Source organism: Streptomyces sp. NPDC008163 (assembly GCF_042956885.1).
Classification (GTDB): Bacteria; Actinomycetota; Actinomycetes; order Streptomycetales; family Streptomycetaceae; genus Streptomyces; species Streptomyces drozdowiczii_A.
The window spans coordinates 398893-417377 of record NZ_JBIBHG010000003.1; the positions used below are offsets into that span (position 1 = coordinate 398893).

General features: G+C 74.4%; 17 protein-coding genes. 7 read left to right on the forward strand and 10 right to left on the reverse strand.

Annotation, left to right across the window (positions count from 1 at the left end; genetic code table 11):
* Positions 1–28 precede the first annotated feature (28 nt).
* Entirely contained in the window at positions 29–964 is a 936-nt protein-coding gene (locus ACFZAT_RS09725) for a methyltransferase (RefSeq protein ID WP_391262455.1), read from the reverse strand.
* Between the two features lie 70 nt (positions 965–1034).
* Complete coding sequence (locus ACFZAT_RS09730; protein WP_391262456.1) at positions 1035–1775, reverse strand: methyltransferase domain-containing protein; 741 nt, start codon at positions 1773–1775, stop codon at positions 1035–1037.
* A 102-nt stretch (positions 1776–1877) separates the two neighbouring features.
* Between ACFZAT_RS09730 and ACFZAT_RS09735 the strand changes: the two genes are divergently transcribed.
* Positions 1878–2840, forward strand: coding sequence for a LysR substrate-binding domain-containing protein (locus ACFZAT_RS09735; protein WP_391262458.1), 963 nt, complete (start codon positions 1878–1880; stop codon positions 2838–2840).
* 3 nt (positions 2841–2843) lie between these two features.
* On the opposite strand, the gene ACFZAT_RS09740 is transcribed toward ACFZAT_RS09735, so the two are convergent.
* Entirely contained in the window at positions 2844–3149 is a 306-nt protein-coding gene (locus ACFZAT_RS09740; protein ID WP_391262460.1) for a 4a-hydroxytetrahydrobiopterin dehydratase, read from the reverse strand.
* A gap of 63 nt (positions 3150–3212) precedes the next feature.
* On the opposite strand from ACFZAT_RS09740, the gene ACFZAT_RS09745 reads away from it, so the two are divergent.
* On the forward strand, positions 3213–4025 hold the full coding sequence (locus ACFZAT_RS09745; RefSeq protein ID WP_391262462.1) for a helix-turn-helix domain-containing protein: 813 nt from the start codon (positions 3213–3215) through the stop codon (positions 4023–4025).
* Positions 4026–4190: 165 nt separating this feature from the next.
* Here the strand turns inward: ACFZAT_RS09745 and secD are convergent, their stop codons facing one another.
* From secD to ligA, 4 genes are all read right to left on the reverse strand, one after another.
* Positions 4191–6482: a protein translocase subunit SecD gene (gene secD / locus ACFZAT_RS09750; protein ID WP_391262464.1), complete on the reverse strand. Its 2292-nt coding sequence runs from the start codon at positions 6480–6482 to the stop codon at positions 4191–4193.
* Between the two features lie 44 nt (positions 6483–6526).
* Entirely contained in the window at positions 6527–7111 is a 585-nt protein-coding gene (locus tag ACFZAT_RS09755) for a hypothetical protein (RefSeq protein WP_391262466.1), read from the reverse strand.
* Positions 7108–7920 carry a rod shape-determining protein MreC gene (locus ACFZAT_RS09760; protein ID WP_391262468.1) on the reverse strand — a complete coding sequence of 271 codons (813 nt, stop codon included), beginning with the start codon at positions 7918–7920 and terminating at the stop codon, positions 7108–7110. Before ACFZAT_RS09760 ends, ACFZAT_RS09755 begins: the two co-directional genes overlap by 4 nt.
* 209 nt (positions 7921–8129) lie before the next feature.
* Positions 8130–10226: an NAD-dependent DNA ligase LigA gene (ligA, locus tag ACFZAT_RS09765; RefSeq protein ID WP_391262470.1), complete on the reverse strand. Its 2097-nt coding sequence runs from the start codon at positions 10224–10226 to the stop codon at positions 8130–8132.
* Between the two features lie 279 nt (positions 10227–10505).
* Between ligA and ACFZAT_RS09770 the strand changes: the two genes are divergently transcribed.
* From ACFZAT_RS09770 to ACFZAT_RS09780, 3 genes are all read left to right on the forward strand, one after another.
* Positions 10506–11438, forward strand: coding sequence for a DUF1996 domain-containing protein (locus ACFZAT_RS09770; RefSeq protein ID WP_391262472.1), 933 nt, complete (start codon positions 10506–10508; stop codon positions 11436–11438).
* 71 nt (positions 11439–11509) lie between these two features.
* On the forward strand, positions 11510–12076 hold the full coding sequence (locus ACFZAT_RS09775; RefSeq protein ID WP_391262474.1) for a DUF305 domain-containing protein: 567 nt from the start codon (positions 11510–11512) through the stop codon (positions 12074–12076).
* Positions 12077–12150: 74 nt separating this feature from the next.
* Positions 12151–13203, forward strand: coding sequence for a substrate-binding domain-containing protein (locus tag ACFZAT_RS09780; RefSeq protein WP_391262476.1), 1053 nt, complete (start codon positions 12151–12153; stop codon positions 13201–13203).
* Here the strand turns inward: ACFZAT_RS09780 and ACFZAT_RS09785 are convergent, their stop codons facing one another.
* Together ACFZAT_RS09785 and ACFZAT_RS09790 are read right to left on the reverse strand one after the other, a co-directional pair.
* Positions 13204–15294 carry an alkaline phosphatase family protein gene (locus tag ACFZAT_RS09785; protein WP_391262478.1) on the reverse strand — a complete coding sequence of 697 codons (2091 nt, stop codon included), beginning with the start codon at positions 15292–15294 and terminating at the stop codon, positions 13204–13206.
* An 83-nt stretch (positions 15295–15377) separates the two neighbouring features.
* Positions 15378–15782: a hypothetical protein gene (locus ACFZAT_RS09790; RefSeq protein WP_391262480.1), complete on the reverse strand. Its 405-nt coding sequence runs from the start codon at positions 15780–15782 to the stop codon at positions 15378–15380.
* A gap of 227 nt (positions 15783–16009) precedes the next feature.
* Here ACFZAT_RS09790 and ACFZAT_RS09795 point away from each other — a divergent pair, with 227 nt between their 5' ends.
* Both ACFZAT_RS09795 and ACFZAT_RS09800 read left to right on the forward strand, forming a co-directional pair.
* Positions 16010–16792, forward strand: a complete 783-nt coding sequence (locus tag ACFZAT_RS09795) for an MBL fold metallo-hydrolase (RefSeq protein WP_391262482.1) — start codon at positions 16010–16012, stop codon at positions 16790–16792.
* Positions 16789–17415: a VTT domain-containing protein gene (locus ACFZAT_RS09800; protein WP_391262483.1), complete on the forward strand. Its 627-nt coding sequence runs from the start codon at positions 16789–16791 to the stop codon at positions 17413–17415. The genes ACFZAT_RS09795 and ACFZAT_RS09800 overlap by 4 nt, the downstream gene beginning before the upstream one ends.
* Here ACFZAT_RS09800 and ACFZAT_RS09805 read toward each other — a convergent pair.
* Positions 17363–18454, reverse strand: coding sequence for an MBL fold metallo-hydrolase (locus ACFZAT_RS09805; RefSeq protein ID WP_391262484.1), 1092 nt, complete (start codon positions 18452–18454; stop codon positions 17363–17365). The genes ACFZAT_RS09800 and ACFZAT_RS09805 overlap by 53 nt on opposite strands.
* Positions 18455–18485: the final 31 nt, after the last annotated feature.

An 18485-nucleotide genomic window follows, 5' to 3' on the forward strand; every position in this document is an offset into this window, starting at 1 on the left:
GCGGTTTTCGCCGCTGTACGGAGACGGCTCAGGCGTCGCGCCGGCCCAGGTGGAGGGTGCGGGCAAGGAGCAGGAAGACGTCCGGGCGGCGGTAGAGGGATGCCGGGTCCTCGGGGTCCAGGAGCCGGTCGAGCACGGCGAGGTCCTCGGCGTCCAGGTGCTCGCGCAGCCCGCCGCTGCGGCGGGTGAAGTCGGCGATCACCTGTTCGCGGGCCGCGTCGCCGAGGGGCGCGGGCAGGTCGAGCAGGAAGCTGCGGGTGCCCTGCGGGGTGAGGCCGGCCGCGTCGAAGAGGGCCGCCCAGTTCTCGACCTCGCGCCGGGCGTCGGGCAGGTCCGCGCGCATCTGCTGGAAGAGTTCCGCCTCGGCGGCCTCCATCCGGGCTTCGATCCCGGGCCTGCCGAAGCCCAGGTCGCGCGGGAGCTGCCGGACCTGGAGCCCGCCCTCGACCAGGGCGACGGTGCCACCGGGGCGCAGCAGTCCGCCGAACCCGGCGAGCACGGCGCGCTGGTCGCCCATGTGGTGCAGGGTGTTGCCGGCCCAGATCAGGTCGGCCTCGCCCAGGGCGGACAGCTCTTCGGGGAGCGTGGCGTGCAGGGTGGTGACCCGGTCGTCGAGCCCGAGCCGCCGTGCCCGGTCCCGGGTGCGGTCGAGCAGGGCGGGGGTGCCGTCGACGGCGACGACCTCGGCGTCCGGGAAGACCTCGGCGAGCAGGCAGGCGACCACCCCGGGTCCCGCACCGACGTCGAGGACCCGGCGGACCTTCGGGGCGGTGGGCAGGGCGGCGATCCAGCGGGCCGCCTCGGTGTACTGCGCGCTGCTCAACTCGGCGTTGCGCTCCAGGAGCGGGGCCATGACGTCCCAGTCGGGTTCCGACCCGCCGTGGTGGTGCCCGTGCGCGGAGGGCTCGTGGTGCAGGCTCTGCTGGCCGTCGTGGTGGTGGCCGTGGCCGGAGTGGTTGCTCATGGCACCAGGGTCACCACCCGCCGCCGAGCAGGCAAACTTCCTTGCCGTTCCGGCAAGCCGCCGGGGTGGGCTATCGGCGCCGGAGGGCCAGCAGCCGGTACTCCGGGGCGGCGCGCCTGCGGTCCTGGTCCGGCAGGGCGGCCAGACTCCGGACGAGCTGTTCGGCGGCGTCCCCCGGCAGGGCCAGGCGCGAGGCGTAGTAGCCCCGGCGGACCCCGCGTGCCACGCTCACCGGCGACCGGCCCTGCCCGTGTCCGGTGAAGAACGCGTCCCCCGCCACATCGAGGCCGTGCCCCGCCGCGTGGGCGACGACCCGGTCCGTACCGTCGGCCGGGGTGGGCACCAGGTACGGGGCGAACGTCTCGTCGATGTCGCTGCCCACGTCGTGCGCGGCGTCCTTGTCGACGGTGGTGACGAACACCCCGCCCGGTCGCAGCACCCGCGCCGCCTCGGCCACCACCGCCCGGACCGCGCCCGGTTCGCGCAGCAGATGCAGCAGCCAGACGGCGCTGACCGCGTCCACCCCCGCGTCGGGCAGGGGCAGCCGGCGGGCGTCGGCGAGCACCACGGCGCCGACGCGCTGCCGGGCGACGACGGCCATGCCGTGCGCGGCGTCGGACCCGGTCACCCGCAGCCCGGGGCGTCCGGCGGCGATCCGGCCGGTGACCAGCCCCGTACCGCAGCCGATGTCGAGCAGGGAGCGCGCCGTGTCCGGTATCAGGCCGAGCACGGCGGCGGCCGCCGCCTCGGCACGCGGCAGCCCGCCGCGCGTGGCGTCGTAGACGGCGGCCTCTTCGTTGTAATCCAGCATCAGGAGGCGACTCTAGGCCATGACACCCGCCCCTGGGCGCGGACCAGTGGTCTGAACCACCGATGTATTGCCGTGCGGCGACGGGGGCCATAACGTGCGGTGATGGAGCTGGAGTTGCGCCATCTGCGAACCGTACGTGCCATCGCCGACACGGGCAGCCTCACCAAGGCCGCCAGCGCGCTGGGCCTCGCGCAGCCCGCGCTGAGCGCACAGCTGCGGCGGATCGAGAAGGCGCTCGGCGGCCCGCTGTTCGACCGCGACCACACGGGCGCGCGGGCGACGCCGCTGGGCGAACTCGTCCTGGAGCGGGCCCGGATCGTGCTGCCCGCCGTCAGCGAACTCCAGGAGGAGGCGGTCCGGTTCGCCAACGCGATGGGGTCCATGGAGCGGTTCCGGCTGGGCGGCACGCACGGCCCGCTCCTCGGCGGCCTCGTGGACCGGCTGGCCGCCGCGCATCCGGCGGCGCCGGTGTCCACGTACACCTCCTGGTCGGTGGCCGAGATCGCCGCGCAACTGGTGGACGGGCGGCTCGACTTCGCGCTCATCGGGACCTGCGGCGAGAGCGCCCCGCCGGTCGCGGACCGGCTGGAGTGGCAGGTCGTCGGGGTCGATCCGGTCTTCGTGATGCTGCCGGATACCCATCCGCTGGCCGGCCGGGGCGAGTTGGAGCTGTCCGAGCTCGCGGACGAGTGCTGGGCGGACGTGCCGGGCGACGGCTGCTTCGCTGACTGTTTCGTGGCGGCGTGCGCGCGGGCCGGCTTCCGTCCGGTGTCGGTGTACGAGACGGACACCTCGTCCGTCGTCCATCTCGTCCAGGTGGGGCGCGCGGTGGGGCTGTGCCGGGCGACGTTTCCGCCGACGCCGGGGGTGGTGACGCTGCCGGTCGCCGGGGCGCCGCTGAGCTGGCGCCATCTGCTCGGCTGGCACCCGCGCTCGGCCGCCGCGTCGGCGGCGGCCGGTGCGGTGAGCGGCCACACCCGGTCGGCGTATGCCCAGGCGGTGGCACGCAGCGAGAGCTACACGCGCTGGCTCGACACGCACCCGGGTTTCGGCGCCGCGGTGTGAGGGCTACTCCGCCCCGTGGCCGGGTGCCACCGCCGCGACCCGGGCGGCGAGGCCGAGGTCCTTCTCGGTGACCTTGCCGCCGGCGTCGTGCGAGTTCACCCGGAGGGCGACGGTGTTGTAGCCGAGCGTCAGATCGCTGTGGTGGTTGAGCTCGTCCTGGATCGCGGCGACGTGCATCGCGAGCGCGGCGGCGGCGAAGTGGGAGGGCAGCCGGTAGGTGCGGCCGATCCGGTCCCCCTCCAGCGCCCAGCCGGGCAGCTCGCGCAGCCGGTCCTCGATCTCGTTCTGCGGCAGCGGTGCGGCGGGCATGGTGCGGCTCCCTCACTGGTGGTCGATGCCGGTCGGCGGTGCCGGTGACGTTACGGTCTCCGTATGACAACTGTCGCGCTCGACACGGGGGTAGGGCCGCTGCTGCGCAGCTGGCGGGAGCGGCGCCGGGTGAGTCAGCTGGAGCTCGCGCTGCGGGCCGGCTCCTCGGCGCGGCACATCTCGTTCATCGAAACGGGCCGCTCGCGCCCCAGCGAGGACATGGTGCTGAGGCTCGCCGAGCATCTGGACGTGCCGGTACGGGAGCGCAACGCCCTGCTGGTGATGGCGGGTTACGCCCCGCACTACGCGGAGACCGCGCTCGACGACCCGGCGATGGGCGCGCTCCGGGACGGCCTCGACCGGCTGTTGCGGGGCTACGACCCGTATCCGGCGTTCGTCGTGGACGGGACGTACACGGTGGTGGCGGCCAATCAGGGGATGACCCGGCTGCTCGACGGCGTACCGGAACACCTGCTGGCCCCGCCGCTGAACGCGATGCGGCTCACCCTGCACCCGGAAGGCCTGGCCCCGCGCATCCGCAACCTCCGCGCGTGGCGGGCGGACCTCCTCGCGCAGATGGAGCGCCAGATCGCGCTGGTCCGTTCGCCGGAGCTGCGCGCGCTGTACGAGGAGGTGGCGGGCTATCCGCTGCCGGCGGGGCCGGAAGGGGACGAGGACTGGCAGCCGCCCTCGTCGTCGGTGCCGTTCGCCCTGCCGCTGGTCATCGAGCACGAGGGGCACGTGCTGTCGTTCGTCGCCTCGATCGCCACGTTCAACACGCCGATGGATGTGACGGTGGCGGAGCTGGCCATCGAGACGCTGCTGCCGGCCGACGCGGACACCGCCGCGTATCTGCGCTCGACAGGGCCTGTCTGACGCTCCCGTCGTCCGCCCGGAGGGCGGGGGGCCGGGCGGCGTCAGGCGCATCCGGGAGTGCGTGCATGGCGTCGAACGGCAGACGGGAATGGTCGGACAGGCCCCGGGGCCGGGGCCGGACCGGGCCCGTGTCCGCCGGCCGGCGTGGCACGGGCCCGTGGCGGGCTACACCCGCGCCCCGTTGTCGCGCGGGTCGCGGCGTCCCGCACGCTGCCGGGCGCGCGGGGTCCGGGTGCGGGCGGGCGGCGGGACCTTGCTGGTGCGTTCCAGCAGCAGCGCGGCCGGTACGGCGGTCATCACCGAGGAGTACGTCCCCACGAGGATGCCGATCAGCAGGGCGAGCGCGAAGTCCTCCAGCGAGTCGCCGCCGAGCACGGCGAGGGCGGCGAGGATGAAGAGGGCGCCCATCCCGGTGTTCACCGTGCGGGGCACGGTTTGCAGCACCGCACGGTTGGCCACCTCCGCGAGGGGTTTGCGGCGGGTCTTCGTCCACAGCTCCCGCACCCGGTCGAAGACGACTACCGAGTCGTTGACGGAGTACCCGATGACGGTGAGGAGCGCCGCCAGGAAGACGCCGTCCACGGTCCGTCCCAGCCAGGCGAACACCCCGATCAGGATGATCACGTCGTGCACGAGGGCCCCGACCGAGGCGACGGCGAACGTCCAGCGGAACCGGACCGCCAGATAAGCCAGTTGCACGCATACGGCGATGGCCAGGGCGATGAGGGCGTTGCGCCGGAGTTCGTCGCCGAGGCTGGGGCCGATCAGCTCGTCGCGGACCTTGGTGGTCTCGCCGCCCTCGGCGGCCAGGGCGGCCCGCAGCGTGTGTTCGCCGTCGTTGTCGAGTTCGCCGGTGCGCACGGAGATGTCGCCCGCGCCGGCCGTGGTGACCTCGGCGTCCTTGAACCCGGCGCCCGCGAGGGCGTTACGCGCGGTCTCGATGTCCACGGGGCGGCTGGTGGCGTACTCGACCAGGCGGCCGCCGGTGAACTCCACGCCCAGGGTGACCCCGCGCACCACGATGCCCGCGACGGCCACCGCGACCAGTACGGCGGACACCGTCAGCCAGCGGCGCGGGGAGCGCATCAGCTGCGGGTCGCGCCGGGTGAGCCAGGTCCGCACCCGGCCCGGGATCGCGATGCCGTTGACGCCCCGGTAGTCCGCGACGAACCGCGAGTACGCCGCGATCTCGGTGAGGGCGCGGGCGATGACCAGCGCGGAGAACATCGACGCGAGGACACCGACGGCGAGCGTGACACCGAACCCCTTGACCGGTCCGGAGCCGAGGAGGAACAGCAGCCCGGCCGCGATGAGCGTCGTCACATTGGAGTCGGCGACGGCGGTCCAGGCGCCCTTGAAACCGGCGGCGAGCGAGGCCCGCAGGCTCTTGCCGGGCCGCCCGGCGTACTCCTCCCGGGCCCGCTCGAAGACCAGGACGTTCGCGTCGACCGCCATGCCGATCGCCAGGACGAAACCGGCGAGCCCGGGCAGGGTCAGCGTGACACCGAGGGCGACGAGGGCCGCGTACGAGACGACTCCGTACGCCGCGAGCGCCACGGCGGCGAGGGCGCCGAACAGGCGGTAGACGACGATGATGAACAGGGCGGTGGCCGCCGCGCCGATCAGGGCGGCCCGCGCGCCGGCGTCGATCGCGGCGGCGCCGAGCGTCGGCCCGACCGTCCGCTGCTCCACGATCTCGACCGGCACGGGCAGGGCGCCGCCCTCGATCAGCAGGGCGAGTTCGCGGGCCTCGTCCGCGCTGAACGAGCCGGTGATCTGCGTGGAGCCGGACGGCAGGCCCGAACCGCAGGAGACCGTCGGCGAGACCTGCGGCGAGGAGATCACCCGCTGGTCGAGCACGATGGCGACCCGGCGCCGCTCGTCCTGCACCGGGTGGCAGGCCGCCTCGCCGGTCAGCCGGGTCCAGTCCCGGCCGGCGTCCTTGTGGAAGTCGAGCGACACGGTCCAGCCCGCGCCCTGCTGGGCGTCGAAGGACGCGGACGCCTCCTTGACCCCGGCGCCGGAGAGCGCGACGGGCCCGAGGGCCAGTTCGCGGCCCTGCTCGTCGGGCAGGGTCAGCCCCTTGCCGTCCCCGCCGGGTTCGCCCGCGCCCCGGACGGCGTGGAAGGTCAGCTGGGCGGTCCTGCCGATGACCTCGGCGGCCTTGCGCGGGTCCTGGACGTCCGGGAGCTCCACGATGATCCGGTCCTCGCCGGACCGGGTGAGGGCCGGCTCCATCACCCCGAGCGAGTCGATGCGCCCGCGCAGCACCTCCAGGGTGCGGTCGGTGCTCTCGCGGTCGGCCTTCGCGGTGTCGGAGTCCTCGGCCTGGAGCACCATGCGGGTGCCGCCCTGGAGATCCAGGCCGAGTCTGGGTGACATGGTCAGCGTGATGAACACGGAGACGAGCAGCACGGCCGCAGCCAGAACCGCCCGCACCGTGGTGGCGCGCGTCATTGCGGGTTTCCTCCGAGGGGGCGCCGGGCACGCCCCCCGCCCGGTCAGGACGGCGGGAGCTGCGCGGCGTTGATGGGTCGCGGGACCGGAATGCGGTCCCCGGGCCGGTGAAGACCGGCACTCGGAGGCCCGCGCACACCGGGCAGCGCCACGCGCGGGCGCTGGACGGCGGGGACGGGGGCGGTCCGGACGGACCAGGGGACGGAACGCGGAAGGGGGGCCCGCGCGGGGTTCGGCACGAGCCCGCCGGGGCCGGGCGGGGGCAACTGGTGTGCGGCACGGGGGTGCTCGGCGGCGGCCCACGGGGTGGTGTCGGAGCCCCGGTCGACGGTGGCGGGCGGCGGGGTGGGCGGGTCGGTCCGGGGTGCCTCGGCGGTCGCCTGTTGTACGGGGAGGCCGGGGGCGGTCGTTGCGGTGGGCGCGAGGTCCCCAGGCGTCGCGGTCGGCGCGGTCGGCACGGTCGGCACGGTCGCCCCGGGAAGCGCCGCCGTCGCGCGTACGGGCAGGGTCCCCCCGGCCGACGCCCCACCCACGAGGGCGAGCACGGCGAGGAGCAGCGCGAGCAGGCAGTGCCGCGCGGCGGACGGGCGCCCCGCCTCCCCCGGGGGCGGCCCCGGGACCGGGCTCACCGGGGGCGGCCGGGCAGGGCGGGCGCCGTGGTGTGGCGGAGGACGGAGCCGAGGACCCGTCCGGCGCCGCGCACGACCGTGGTCGCCGGGTCGTCCGTGCGCCGGACCGGGACGCCGAGGCGGACGGCTATCCGGTTGGTGACGTCCGGCCGCAGCACACCGCCTCCGGCAAGCAACGGCCCCCTGCGCAGGGCCCCGAGCAGCGCGCCGTGCGGGTCCTGCCGCCACATGGACATGACCATGTCCAGGACGGCGCGGACGGTGGCGGTGGGCGGTTCGCCCGGGTCCAGGTCGCTGAGCCCGGTCTCGGCGAGCCGGGCGTCGTGCACCAGGCCGTCCACGAGCAGGGTCGCCTCGGTCAGCTCGGCCCCGATGTCCAGGACGAGGAGGGGGCCGCCGTCCCCCGGCCCGGCGCACGCGGCGGCGGCGCGGGCGCTGTCCAGGACGATGACGTCGCAGGGGCCGAGCGCGTGGAGCAGGTCGCGGGCCGCGGCCCGGTGTCCGGGGCCGGCGAGCACGGGATGGCTGAGGACGATGACCGCGTCCTCACGGCGCTCGCCCAGGGTCCGGTCGGCGATGCGGGCCAACATCCGGCCGCAGGCGTCCGGGTCCACGATGCGGCCGCGTCGCACGGGCCGGCCGGGGCCGTACTCACCGGTCCCGTGGACGGTGTCCGCGACGATGCCCCGGCCGGGCACCCAGGCCCGGACGCGGGAGCTGCCGAGGTCGAGGGCGAGGCCATGGGTGGCGCCCCGGTAGTGCCGGTGGACGGAGCGGTCGTGCCGCCGTCCGTCGCGCAAAGAACGCATCGCCCCTCACCCCCGGCGCGCAGCCGCAGCCGTACACACACCCGGTGACCCGCTGATCGCGAGGCATGGCCGAGCCCTCACTATGCAATAGGGAGGCAAAGAAAGCCACTCCCCAGCACAATCGAAGGACACGGCCCGCCCCTCGCCTCACGACCCGCCCGCACGACGGTCAGCGTGCGCCGCACCCACGCCCCGCGCGGTCACGCGCGTCACGCATCGACCGGCAGGAACTCCGCTATCAGCTCCGCGAACTCCTCCGGCGTCGCGATCCGCACCCCCAGGTCCTCCGCCTTGGTCCGCTTGGAGCCGGCCTTCTCCCCGGCCACGAGCAGCGTCGTGCGCGTGGAGACGCTGGAGGAGGACTTGCCGCCGGCCCGCTCGACCAGCTCGTTCATCTGGTTGCGCGACAGCTTCTCCAACGCACCCGTCATCGCCCCGGTGACCACCACGGTCATCCCGGCCAGCGGGGCGCCCTCGGCACCGGCGGCCGTCTCCCCGGCCTCCTCGCCCGGCGGGAGCGGCGGGGTCGCGCCCGGTTCGGTCATGTTCAGCCCGGCGGCGACCAGCTTGTCGATGAGCGGGGCGAGTCCGGCCAGCTCCGCGACGACACCGGCCGCCTTCTCCTTGCCGATGCCGTCGACCCGCTGCAACTCCTCCTCGTCGGCGGCTCTGATGCGGTCCATCTCCCCGAAGTGACGGGCGATCCGGCGGGACATGGAGCGCCCGGTGCCGCGCACGCCGAGGGCGCAGAAGACCCGGGAGAGCGGCTGCGACCGGGCCGTGTCGATCGCGGCCAGCAGATTGTCGGTGCTGGTCTCCCCCATCCGGTCGAGTGTGAGCAGCTGTTCGCGTTCCAGCATGAACAGGTCGGCGAAGTCGGCGACGAGTCCGGCGTCGACCAGCTGGACGACGCGGGTGGTGCCGAGCCCTTCGATGTCGAGCTGGTCGCGCCCGGCGGCATACGAGACGGAGGCGACGATGCGGCAGTCGCGGCCCCGCACACAGCGCCAGCGCTGCTCGCTGCTGTCGATCTCCGAACCGCACTGGGGGCACGCCTCGGGGAAGGCGATGGGCTGTTCGTCGCCGGTGCGCAGATGGGCGACGGGCGCCTCGATGCGGGGGATGATGTCGCCCGCCTTGTAGACCATCACGTGGTCGCCGACGCGCAGGTCCCGGCGGGTGATGTCGGCGGGGTTGTGCAACGTCGCGTAGCTGACGGTCGAGCCGTCGATCTCGACCGGCTCCAGCACGGCGCGCGGCGCGATGATGCCGGTGCGGCCCACGTTCCACTCGACGCCGAGGAGGCGGGTGACCTTCTCGACGGCGGGCAGCTTGTAGGCGATGGCCCAGCGCGGGGCCCGGGTGCCGGAACCGGCGTCGCGCCGGTCGGCCGCCAGGTCCGCCTTGATGACGATGCCGTCGATCCCGAACGGCAACGCGGCCCGCAGCGCGGCGACTTCCTCGATCCGGGCCTGGACCTCCTCAACGGTCGCGGCGGTGCGCGGCGCGACCTGCGTGCCGGCCGCGGTGTGCACGCCGAGCTCCGCGACCCGGGCGAGCACCCGGCTGTGCGGCAACTCGCTCAGCCCGGCGGCCGCTTCACCGGACTCGGGCAGCGGCAGCGCGCCGTACGCGAAGAACGTCATCTCCACCGTGTACGCGCGGTCCTTGGCGCGCAGGGTGCCCGCGGCGCCGTTGCGCGCGTTGGCGAAGGGGGCGCCGCCGTGCTCGGTGCGCACCGTGTTGGCCTGCTCGAACTGCTCGGTGGTCATCAGGATCTCGCCGCGTATCTCGATCGTGACCGGCTCCGTGAGCCGGGCGGGGAGCCCGACGACGGTCCCGATGGCGTGCGAGACGTCCTCACCGGCGGTCCCGTCGCCCCGGGTGATCAGCCGTTCGAGGCGGCCCTCGTGGTACCGCGCGGCGACCGCGAGCCCGTCGAGCTTCGGCTCGACGCTCCACGCGGTGACGGGCCGTCCGATCCGGCGCTCCAGGGACGCGGTCCAGGTGGCGAACTGCTCGGCCGAGAAGACGTTGTCGAGGGAGAGCATCGGCACCGTGTGCGGCACGTCCCCAACAGCCGCGCCGCCCGCCACCTTGCCGGTGGGCGAGGCGGGCAGCACCTCCTTCGGATGCTCCCGCTCGTACGCGGCGATACCGCGCGCCAGGCGGTCGTAGGAGTCGTCGTCGAGCGTGCTCTCGCCCGTGGCGTAGTACGCGGCGGCGGCCTGCGCGGCCTCCTCGACGGCGGCGGCGTAGGAGGCATGGTCGGCGAGCACGACTGCTGAGTTCGTCATGTCCTCCATCCTGCCGCCCACCACTGACAACGCCCCGGCCGAAAGAGCCGGGAGAGCGCTCTCTCGGGCCACCCCCCAGCGGTTTTGAGCGACAATCGCGAGAGAGAGCGCTCTCCCGGCCTTTACGGACCGAACTGCCGCCGTGACGCCCGGAATCGAAGGTGTGCCAGGTGTATTGACATGCTCTGAACACACTCCTACGTTCCCTGACAGAGAGCGCTCTCTCGCCTGATCAGCCCGCCCATGATCAGGGCACATCCCCCCACCACTTCCCCGAACAGGAGTGCCGTGCTCTTCTTCCGTCAACGACACAGCGGCGAGGACAGCCACCGCAGAACCCCGCCCCGGCGATACCGCACGGCGGCGCTCGCCGCCGCGGCGCTCGCCCTGACCCTCCTTCAGGCCACCACCGGCAGCGCGTCCGCCGGCACGGCGGCCCCCGCCCCCAAGGCGGCCGCCGACGTGGTCCGGGTGGCCGAATTCCTCGCCGAGTGCCCGTACACCCACCGGGCGCCCGACGACCCGATCGTCTTTCCGGGCCTGCCCGGCGCCTCGCACATGCACAGTTTCTTCGGCAACGACTCCACGAACGGCCACTCCGACCTGGCCTCGCTGGAGAAGGCCAGGAGCACCTGCTCACCCGACATCGACCTGTCGTCGTACTGGGTGCCGACCCTGTACGACGGGAACAAGGAGGTGGAGCCCACCGGCACCACGTTCTACTACCTGGGCGAGGGCGTCCGGGACGACGTCATCCGGCAGATCAAGCCCTTCCCCCGGGGTCTGCGGATCGTCGCGGGCAACGCCAAGGCGACCGGGCCGAACGACAACACGATCTCGCGCTGGTCGTGTCTGCACCACGGCGAGGTCAACCCGTCGCACGACTTCGTCAACTGCCCGTCCGACGCCATGCTGGAGTCGTACCTCGACTTCCCGCAGTGCTGGAACGGCAAGGACCTCGACTCGCCCGACCACAAGAGCCACATGTCGTACCCGGTCAACGGCGCGTGCCCGGCCACCCACCCGGTGCCGGTGCCCAAGCTCCGCCAGGTGCTGCGGTACCCGGTCAACGGTGACCCGTCCAGGTTCCGCCTGGCGTCCGGTCCCGGCTACACGATGCACGGCGACTTCTTCAACGTGTGGCCCGAGGCCGAACTGGCGCAGCGCGTACGCGACTGCATCAACGCCATCATCAAGTGCGGGGCCGACGGCACCCCCTGACGCACCCCCCGTCCCCATCCGCCCGTCCGGGGCCTCGCGCCCCGGACGGGCCCTCCCCCAGGGAGCCCCCGATGACAGCGGCCCGCGGCGCGGTGGCGCTCACCCTGCTGCTCCTCCTCCTGGCCGGCTGCGGCTCCCCCGCGGCCGAGCCGGAAGGCACTCCCCCGCCCTCCTCGTCCGCCACCGGCGCCCCCGCCGACCCCACGGACGCCGCCTGGGCGCAGCTGATGACCCCCATGAACGAGTCCGCCGTCGCACTCCTCTCGCTCGCCGCCGACCGCGCCGGCGAAGCCGCCGTGCGGCGCTGGGCGGCGGAGCTGCGCGCCTCGCAGAACGGTGAACTGGCCCGGCTGCGCCCGCTGCTGAGCCGGATGGGGCTCCCGGACACCAATGTGCACGAGGGCCACCACATGCCGGGCATGGTGACGGCCGACGACCTGGCACGGGCCCGCACGCTGGAGGGCGCGGCCTTCGACCGGTTCCTGGTGGACCGCATCGGCGGCCATCTGCGCCACACCGCCCAGGTGTCACGCTCCGAGACCGGGGCGGGCACCCGGCCGGACGCCAAGCGCCTCGCGGCCGCCCTGGTCGCCGCCCGCCGGACCGAGATCGCCCGGCTGCCCGACGTGTCCGGCTGACGGCCGGGTCAACGTCATCCCAAGGCGCCCAGGGTCGTTGTCCCGCCGGTCGTACCACCCGGTATAAAGACTGCATGCCTGCCGACGCGCCGCCACCCGCCCGTCCCGTGACCTTGGAGGACGTCGCCGGAGTGGCCGGGGTGTCACGGGCGACGGTGTCCCGGGTGATCAACGGGGCGACGACGGTGGACCCGGCGCTGCGGCGGACGGTGGAAGCGGCGGTGGACGCCACCGGTTACGTCCCCAACCGCGCGGCCCGCTCGCTGGTGACCCGGCGGACCGACTCGATCGCGCTGGTCGTCTCGGAGCGGGAGCGGCGCACCGTGCCCGAGCCGTTCGTCGGGCGGATGTTCTCCGACCCGTACTTCGGGCGGGTGGTGGCCGGGCTCCTGGAGGTCCTGCGCCCGGCGGGCATCCAGCTGGTCCTGATGCTGGCCGACGACCAGGAGTCGCGCGACCAGCTCCTCTCGTACCTGCGCCACGGGCACGTCGACGGGGTGGTCCTCATCTCGTCGCACGCGGACGACCCGCTGCCCGGGCTGCTGCACGGGACCCGGCTGCCCGCCGTGCTCGCCGGGCAGCCGCGCAGGCCGACCCCGCTCACCTATGTGGAGGCGGACCAGCGGGCCGGGGCGCGGCTGGCCGCCGACCATCTCGCCGCGCTGGGCCGGCGCCGCATCGGCACGGTGTCGGGCCCGCAGGACATGCCGGCCGGTCAGGCGCGGCTCTCCGGCTTCCTGGACGCAGCCGCGGCGCACGGCATCTCGGACGTGGTGACCGCCGAGGGCGACTTCACCCATGCCGGGGGCGCGGCGGCGATGCGGCGGCTGCTGGCGGAGCGGCCGGATCTGGACGCGGTGTTCATCGCGTCGGACCTGATGGCGCTCGGAGCGGTGCCGGTGCTGCTGCGGGCCGGGAAGGAGGTCCCGGACGACGTCGCGCTCGTCGGGTTCGACGACAGCAGTGCGGCGCTGGCCTGTGATCCGCCGCTGACGACGGTCCGGCAGCCGGTGGAGGAGATGTCGGCGGAGATGGCCCGGCTGCTGCTCAAGCAGATCGGCAAGCCGGTGGACCCGCCGCCTTCGGTGATCTTCCACCCGACCCTCGTACGGCGGCAGTCGGCCTGATCAGGCGCCCTCGGGCTCCTCGCCGGACGGCACCGGGACCTGGGGCCCGGACGCCTCCTGGAGCCAGTGTCTGAGGACCCGGTGCACGGCCTCGGCCCCGACGAGTTCGTCCGGGCGCGTCCCGTCCTCGTCGGTGACGGCTTCCAGTGGGTCGGTCAGGGTGCGCGGCCACAGCAGGAACGGCCGGGACTGGTCGCCGCCCAGGCCGCCGTGCGAGCCGATCTGCTCCTCGAAGGCGTGCACGGTGCCGGTGGCGGGGTCGTACATGGAGTTGACCATCACGTCGGCGACGTGCGGGAAGGTGTCCGTCCGCCGGATCGCGGCCGCGGCGCCGGGACCGTACACGGCCAGCGGCCCCTGTCCGTCGGCCAGCTCCGCCAGGGGCACCCGTACGCCGTCGCGGGCCAGCACGACCGAGCCGTGGTGCTCGCTGCGGACGAGCAGGAAGCCGATGCCCGGGTGGTTGGCGAGCGTGGAGAGCAGCGCGGGATGGCGGTGCTCCAGCTGTTCCTGGGAGGCGCGGCCCTCGATGTCCGGGAAGGAGATCAGGCCCAGGTTGCCGGAGGCGAGCACTATCGGGTCGGAGGGTTTCGCGACGTGCTCCTCCTGGCCCTCGGTGACCGGCCGGTGCAGGGCGATGCGGACCGCGTCGCGGGCCTCGGACGCGCTGCGGGTGCGCTGCGCGCGCCGGGGCACGGGCAGTCCGCTGCCCGCCCGCACGAGGTCCTTGAGGGTCAGCCCGTACACCCCGGCGAAGGTGTCCCCGGGGCTCTGTCCGTGGTCGGACAGGAGCACGATCCGGTAGGTGCGGGGCGCCTGCTCGGCGACCTCGGTGATCAGGGCGAGCGCCCGGTCGAGGCGGGCGAGCACCTTCTCCGCGTCGCGGCTGCGCGGTCCGGAGTGGTGCGCCACCTCGTCGTACGCGACGAGGTCGGCGTAGACCGCGGTCCGGCCGGCGAACATGTCGCCGATGACGGCGGCGACCACTACATCGCGCTCCACGACGGTCGCGAAGGCGCGGATGAAGGGGTAGAGGCCGCCGCGCTTGATGCGGGGCGTCTCCTTGCGGAGGCGGGACCGGGTCGACTGGGCGATCTCCCGGCAGACCTCCGCGACGAAGGAGCCGGCGGTACGGACGGCGTTGGCCGGGTCGGAGAAGTAGGCGAAGTACCCGGCCCGGGAGCGGCGGCCCTTGCCGAGTCTGGCGGCCATCGAGAGGACGAGCGCGAGCTGGGCGGCGCCGCCGCTGAAGAGGTTGCCCCGGCTGGCGCCGTCGAGGGTGAGCAGTCCGCCGTCCCGGGTGCGGGTGATGGCCCGGCGCTGGAGTTCCAGGGCGCTGGCGGGCTTGCTGGAGACCATGACGAGGCCGGTCTCCTTCTCGTACCAGCGGAAGGCGGGCACGTCGTGGTTGCTGCCGTGCAGGATGCCGAGCTGGCTGGCGCCGGTCTGGCTGGACCAGTCGGTGCGCCAGGGCATGAGCCGGTGTCCTCCGGGTCCGGCCAGCCAGTGCGCGACGGTGGGCATGACGCCCCCGGCGGCCGCCGCGACGAGGGCGTCGTGGCCGACCCCGTCGAGCTGGATGAAGACGGTGCCCTGCGGGCCGCCGCGCGCGTCGCCCGTGCCGGTGCGCCGGCGGCGGCGGTCGGCCAGGCGGGAGAGGCGGCGGCGGTAGGCGTTGTCGTCGCGCACGGCGAGGGCGGTGGAGGTCGCGGAGGCGACGGCGGACATCACGGCCGCGACGGCGACGGCGGTCTCCGGGGCCACGGTGCCCCGGCCGTCCGGGATGAGCCGGAGCGCGATCAGCAGCAGCGAGCCGTTGAGGAAGAAGACGAGGGCGCCGAGGACGAGGGCCGGGACGATGAGCAGGGCCCGTACCAGCACGGGCCAGACCAGCGCGGAGAGCAGTCCGAAGGCGCCCGCGCCCCACGCCGCGGCGAAGGCGGTCCTGGTGATGCTGTCGCCGTCGGGTGACTGGAGCCGGAAGTCGGGAAGGATGCCCGCGAGGGCGAGCATGGTGAGCGTCGAGACGGCCCAGACCGCGATCACCCGCATCAGCGCGGCGCCGGCCCGCCGCCATCGTCTGTCGCCCACGCCGCCTTCACCTCGTGTCCGGGCCCTGCCGTTCCGGGCCCTGTTCCAGCCTTTCACAGCGGCCTCGGCGGTCCTGCGGCCGGTCAGCAGCCGTTGTATCCGGCGGTCGGCATGGAGAGGCGGCGGTGCACTCCGGCCTTGCCGTCGGCGGTGTAGGACGGCTCGGTGAGCCCGGCGATCTCCAGACGCACGCCGCGCCGCTCGCACTCCGCGGTGAACTCCGGCACCGAGGCCAGGGCGCGGGCGAGGACCCGGTCGCAGGGGGCGACGAACAGCTCGACCTCGCCGCTGTCGATGCCGTCCCAGAGCGCGGGGTGGTCGGGGCGCAGCGCGTAGAGGCGCAGCTGCCGGGTGACGACGTAGCCCTGGTCGGCGGCCCAGCGCGCGCACATGGCGTGCTGGCCCCTGGTGTCCACGAGGAACGGATCGCTGTCCAGTTCCTCCAGTGGCGTCAGGCTGGCGATGGCCGCCACGCGTACGTCCCCCATGGCCCGTCCTTCTCCCCGTGATCGTCGTTCCCCGACCCTATGCGCCCGTTCCCGAGGGCCGAGGGAGCGTTCCGGGGCGGCGAGGGGGCGCACGGGGGCACGGGCCCGGACCGGTGATCCACGGGTGCGCCGGGGTACGCCGACCGGCCGGGCACGACTGGCCGTAGGCTCGTCGGGGCAGGTGTGGTGGGGTCCGAAGGGGTCCGGTGAGCAGGAGGAGGCGGCGCGTGCCGGTGGAGATCACCTGGTGGGGTCATGCCACGTGCACGATCGAGGACTCCGGGGTCCGCTTCCTCACCGATCCGTTGTTCGTACGGCGCTTCGCGCATCTTCGGCGGCGCCGGGGCGAGCTGCCCGGTCCGGACGCGGCCGCGGCCGATGTGGTCCTCATCTCGCATCTGCACTCCGACCATCTGCACCTGCCGTCGCTGGCGCGTGTCGCGCCGGGGGCGCGGGTGCTGGTGCCGCGCGGTTCGGTGCGGTCGGTGCCGGGGCTGCGGCTGCTGCGCCGGACGCGCGGTCTGCGGATCACGGAGGTGGTCGTGGGCGACGAGGTGCGGGTGGGCGGGGTGCGGGTCCGGGCGGTTCCGGCGCTGCACGACGGCCGGCGGCTGCCGCTGGGGCCGCACCGGTCCCCCGCGCTGGGTTACGTGGTGGAGGGCGCGGCGCGTACGTATTTCGCCGGGGACACCGGGCTCTTCGACGACATGGCGCGGGCGGTCGGCCCGGTGGACGTGGCGCTGCTGCCGGTCGGCGGCTGGGGGCCCTATCTGGGGCACGGGCATCTGGACGCGGGGCGGGCGGCGCAGGCGCTGACCCGGCTGCGGCCGCGCGCGGCGGTGCCGGTGCACTACGGCACGTACTGGCCGATCGGAATGGACGGGGTCCGGCCGCACGAGTTCCACGCGCCGGGCGAGGAGTTCGTGCGGAAGGCGGCGATGGCGGCGCCGGAGGTCGTGGTGCACCGGCTGGCGCACGGCGAGCGGGTGCGGCCGGAGGGCTGCGCGTGATCGAGTTCCTGCGCCAGACGGCGCAGCTGCCCGCCGAGTCGACGCAGCAGGCGGTCGGCTATCCGTCGCTGTTCCTGCTGGTGGCGCTGGGTGCGCTGGTGCCGGTGGTGCCGACGGGCGCGCTGGTCAGCTCGGCGGCCGTGGTGGCGTTCCACCAGTCGTCGCCGTTCTCGCTGCTGGTGGTGTTCGCGGTGGCGTCGGCGGCGGCGTTCCTCGGGGACATATGCCTGTACTGGCTGGGGCAGCGGGGGGTGCGGTCGAAGAACGGCTCCCGGTGGCTGCGGGCGATCCGGGACCGGGCGGCGCCGGAGCGTCTTGAGCAGGCCCAGGCGAAGCTGGACGAGCACGGGGTGACGGTCCTGGTGCTGTCCCGGCTGGTCCCGGCGGGGCGCATCCCGGTGATGCTGGCCTGTCTGCTGGGCCGGATGGAGCTGCGGCGGTTCGCCCGGGGCGACGCGCCCGCGTGTCTGGCGTGGGCGGCGACGTACCAGCTGATCGGCATCCTGGGCGGTTCGCTGTTCCCGGAGCCGTGGCAGGGCGTGGTCGCGGCGGTGGGCCTGACGCTGCTGATCAGCGGGGCGCCCGCGGTGTGGCGCCGGACGCGGGCGTGGTGGGCGCGCTGACGCCGTCCTGCCGGGCCGCCAGCAGGCGGGAGCCGCCGATGGGCAGGTCCCAGAGCCGGTCGCGGGGGTGTCCGGCGCGCTGCCAGGCGGTCCGCAGCCGGGTGAGCGGTTCGAGGACCGGTTCGGCGGAGAGCAGGAAGGCCGCCCAGTGCATGGGCGCCATGGCGTGGGCGCCGAGGTCCTCGTACGCCTGCACGGCCTCCTCCGGGTCGGCGTGGACGTCGCCGAGCCACCAGCGGGGCTCGTACGCGCCGATCGGCAGCAGGGCGAGGTCGATGCCGGGGTGGCGGCGGCCGATCTCGGCGAACCAGTGCCCGTATCCGGTGTCCCCGGCGAAGTAGATCCGGCCGCCGTCCGCCGGAGCCTTGGTGTCCTGGACGACCCAGCCGCCCCACAGCGAGCGGCAGGTGTCGGTGAGGGTGCGCCGGGACCAGTGGTGGGCGGGCACGAAGTCGAAGCGGACGCCGTCCAGCTCGGCGGACTCCCACCAGTCGAGTTCGGTGACGCACACGAAGCCCCGGCGGCGGCACCACTGGCCGAGTCCGGCGGGGACGAAGAGCGGGGTGTGCCGGGGCAGCCGGCGCAGGGTGGGGGCGTCCAGGTGGTCGTAGTGGTTGTGGCTGATGACGACCGCGTCGACGGGCGGCAGGTCCTCCCAGCGGACCCCGACGGGCGTGATGCGGGCCGGGGTGCCGAGGATGCGGCGGGACCAGACGGGGTCGGCGAGGACGGTGAGGCCTCCGGTGCGGATGATCCAGCTGGCGTGCCCCGCCCAGGTGACGCAGCTCGCTCCGGCCGGGACGGGCGGCAGGGGCTCGGGGGCGTACGGCAGCCGGTGGATGTGGCGCAGCCCCTCCGCGTTGGGCCGGATGGCGTGCTCGCGGGCCAGCCGGGACATGCCCCGGACGCCGGGGAGCGGGGCGGTGAGCCGGTCCGCGAAGCTCCGGGGCCAGGTGCGCACCTCGCCGAGAGGGCGCGGGGTGACGACGTCGCCGCAGACCACAGGGGGTGCGACCGGGGTCTCGGTCTGGTCGGTCATCGGGGCTCCCGTCCAGGAGGGCGCCGGCGCG

Coding starts and splice junctions, on each gene's coding strand:
- ACFZAT_RS09725 (WP_391262455.1), bottom strand. CDS start 964: ATGAGCAACCACTCCGGCCACGGCCACCACCACGACGGCCAGCAGAGC.
- ACFZAT_RS09730 (WP_391262456.1), bottom strand. CDS start 1,775: ATGCTGGATTACAACGAAGAGGCCGCCGTCTACGACGCCACGCGCGGC.
- ACFZAT_RS09735 (WP_391262458.1), top strand. CDS start 1,878: ATGGAGCTGGAGTTGCGCCATCTGCGAACCGTACGTGCCATCGCCGAC.
- ACFZAT_RS09740 (WP_391262460.1), bottom strand. CDS start 3,149: ATGCCCGCCGCACCGCTGCCGCAGAACGAGATCGAGGACCGGCTGCGC.
- ACFZAT_RS09745 (WP_391262462.1), top strand. CDS start 3,213: ATGACAACTGTCGCGCTCGACACGGGGGTAGGGCCGCTGCTGCGCAGC.
- secD (WP_391262464.1), bottom strand. CDS start 6,482: ATGACGCGCGCCACCACGGTGCGGGCGGTTCTGGCTGCGGCCGTGCTG.
- ACFZAT_RS09760 (WP_391262468.1), bottom strand. CDS start 7,920: ATGCGTTCTTTGCGCGACGGACGGCGGCACGACCGCTCCGTCCACCGG.
- ligA (WP_391262470.1), bottom strand. CDS start 10,226: ATGGAGGACATGACGAACTCAGCAGTCGTGCTCGCCGACCATGCCTCC.
- ACFZAT_RS09775 (WP_391262474.1), top strand. CDS start 11,510: ATGACAGCGGCCCGCGGCGCGGTGGCGCTCACCCTGCTGCTCCTCCTC.
- ACFZAT_RS09780 (WP_391262476.1), top strand. CDS start 12,151: ATGCCTGCCGACGCGCCGCCACCCGCCCGTCCCGTGACCTTGGAGGAC.
- ACFZAT_RS09790 (WP_391262480.1), bottom strand. CDS start 15,782: ATGGGGGACGTACGCGTGGCGGCCATCGCCAGCCTGACGCCACTGGAG.
- ACFZAT_RS09805 (WP_391262484.1), bottom strand. CDS start 18,454: ATGACCGACCAGACCGAGACCCCGGTCGCACCCCCTGTGGTCTGCGGC.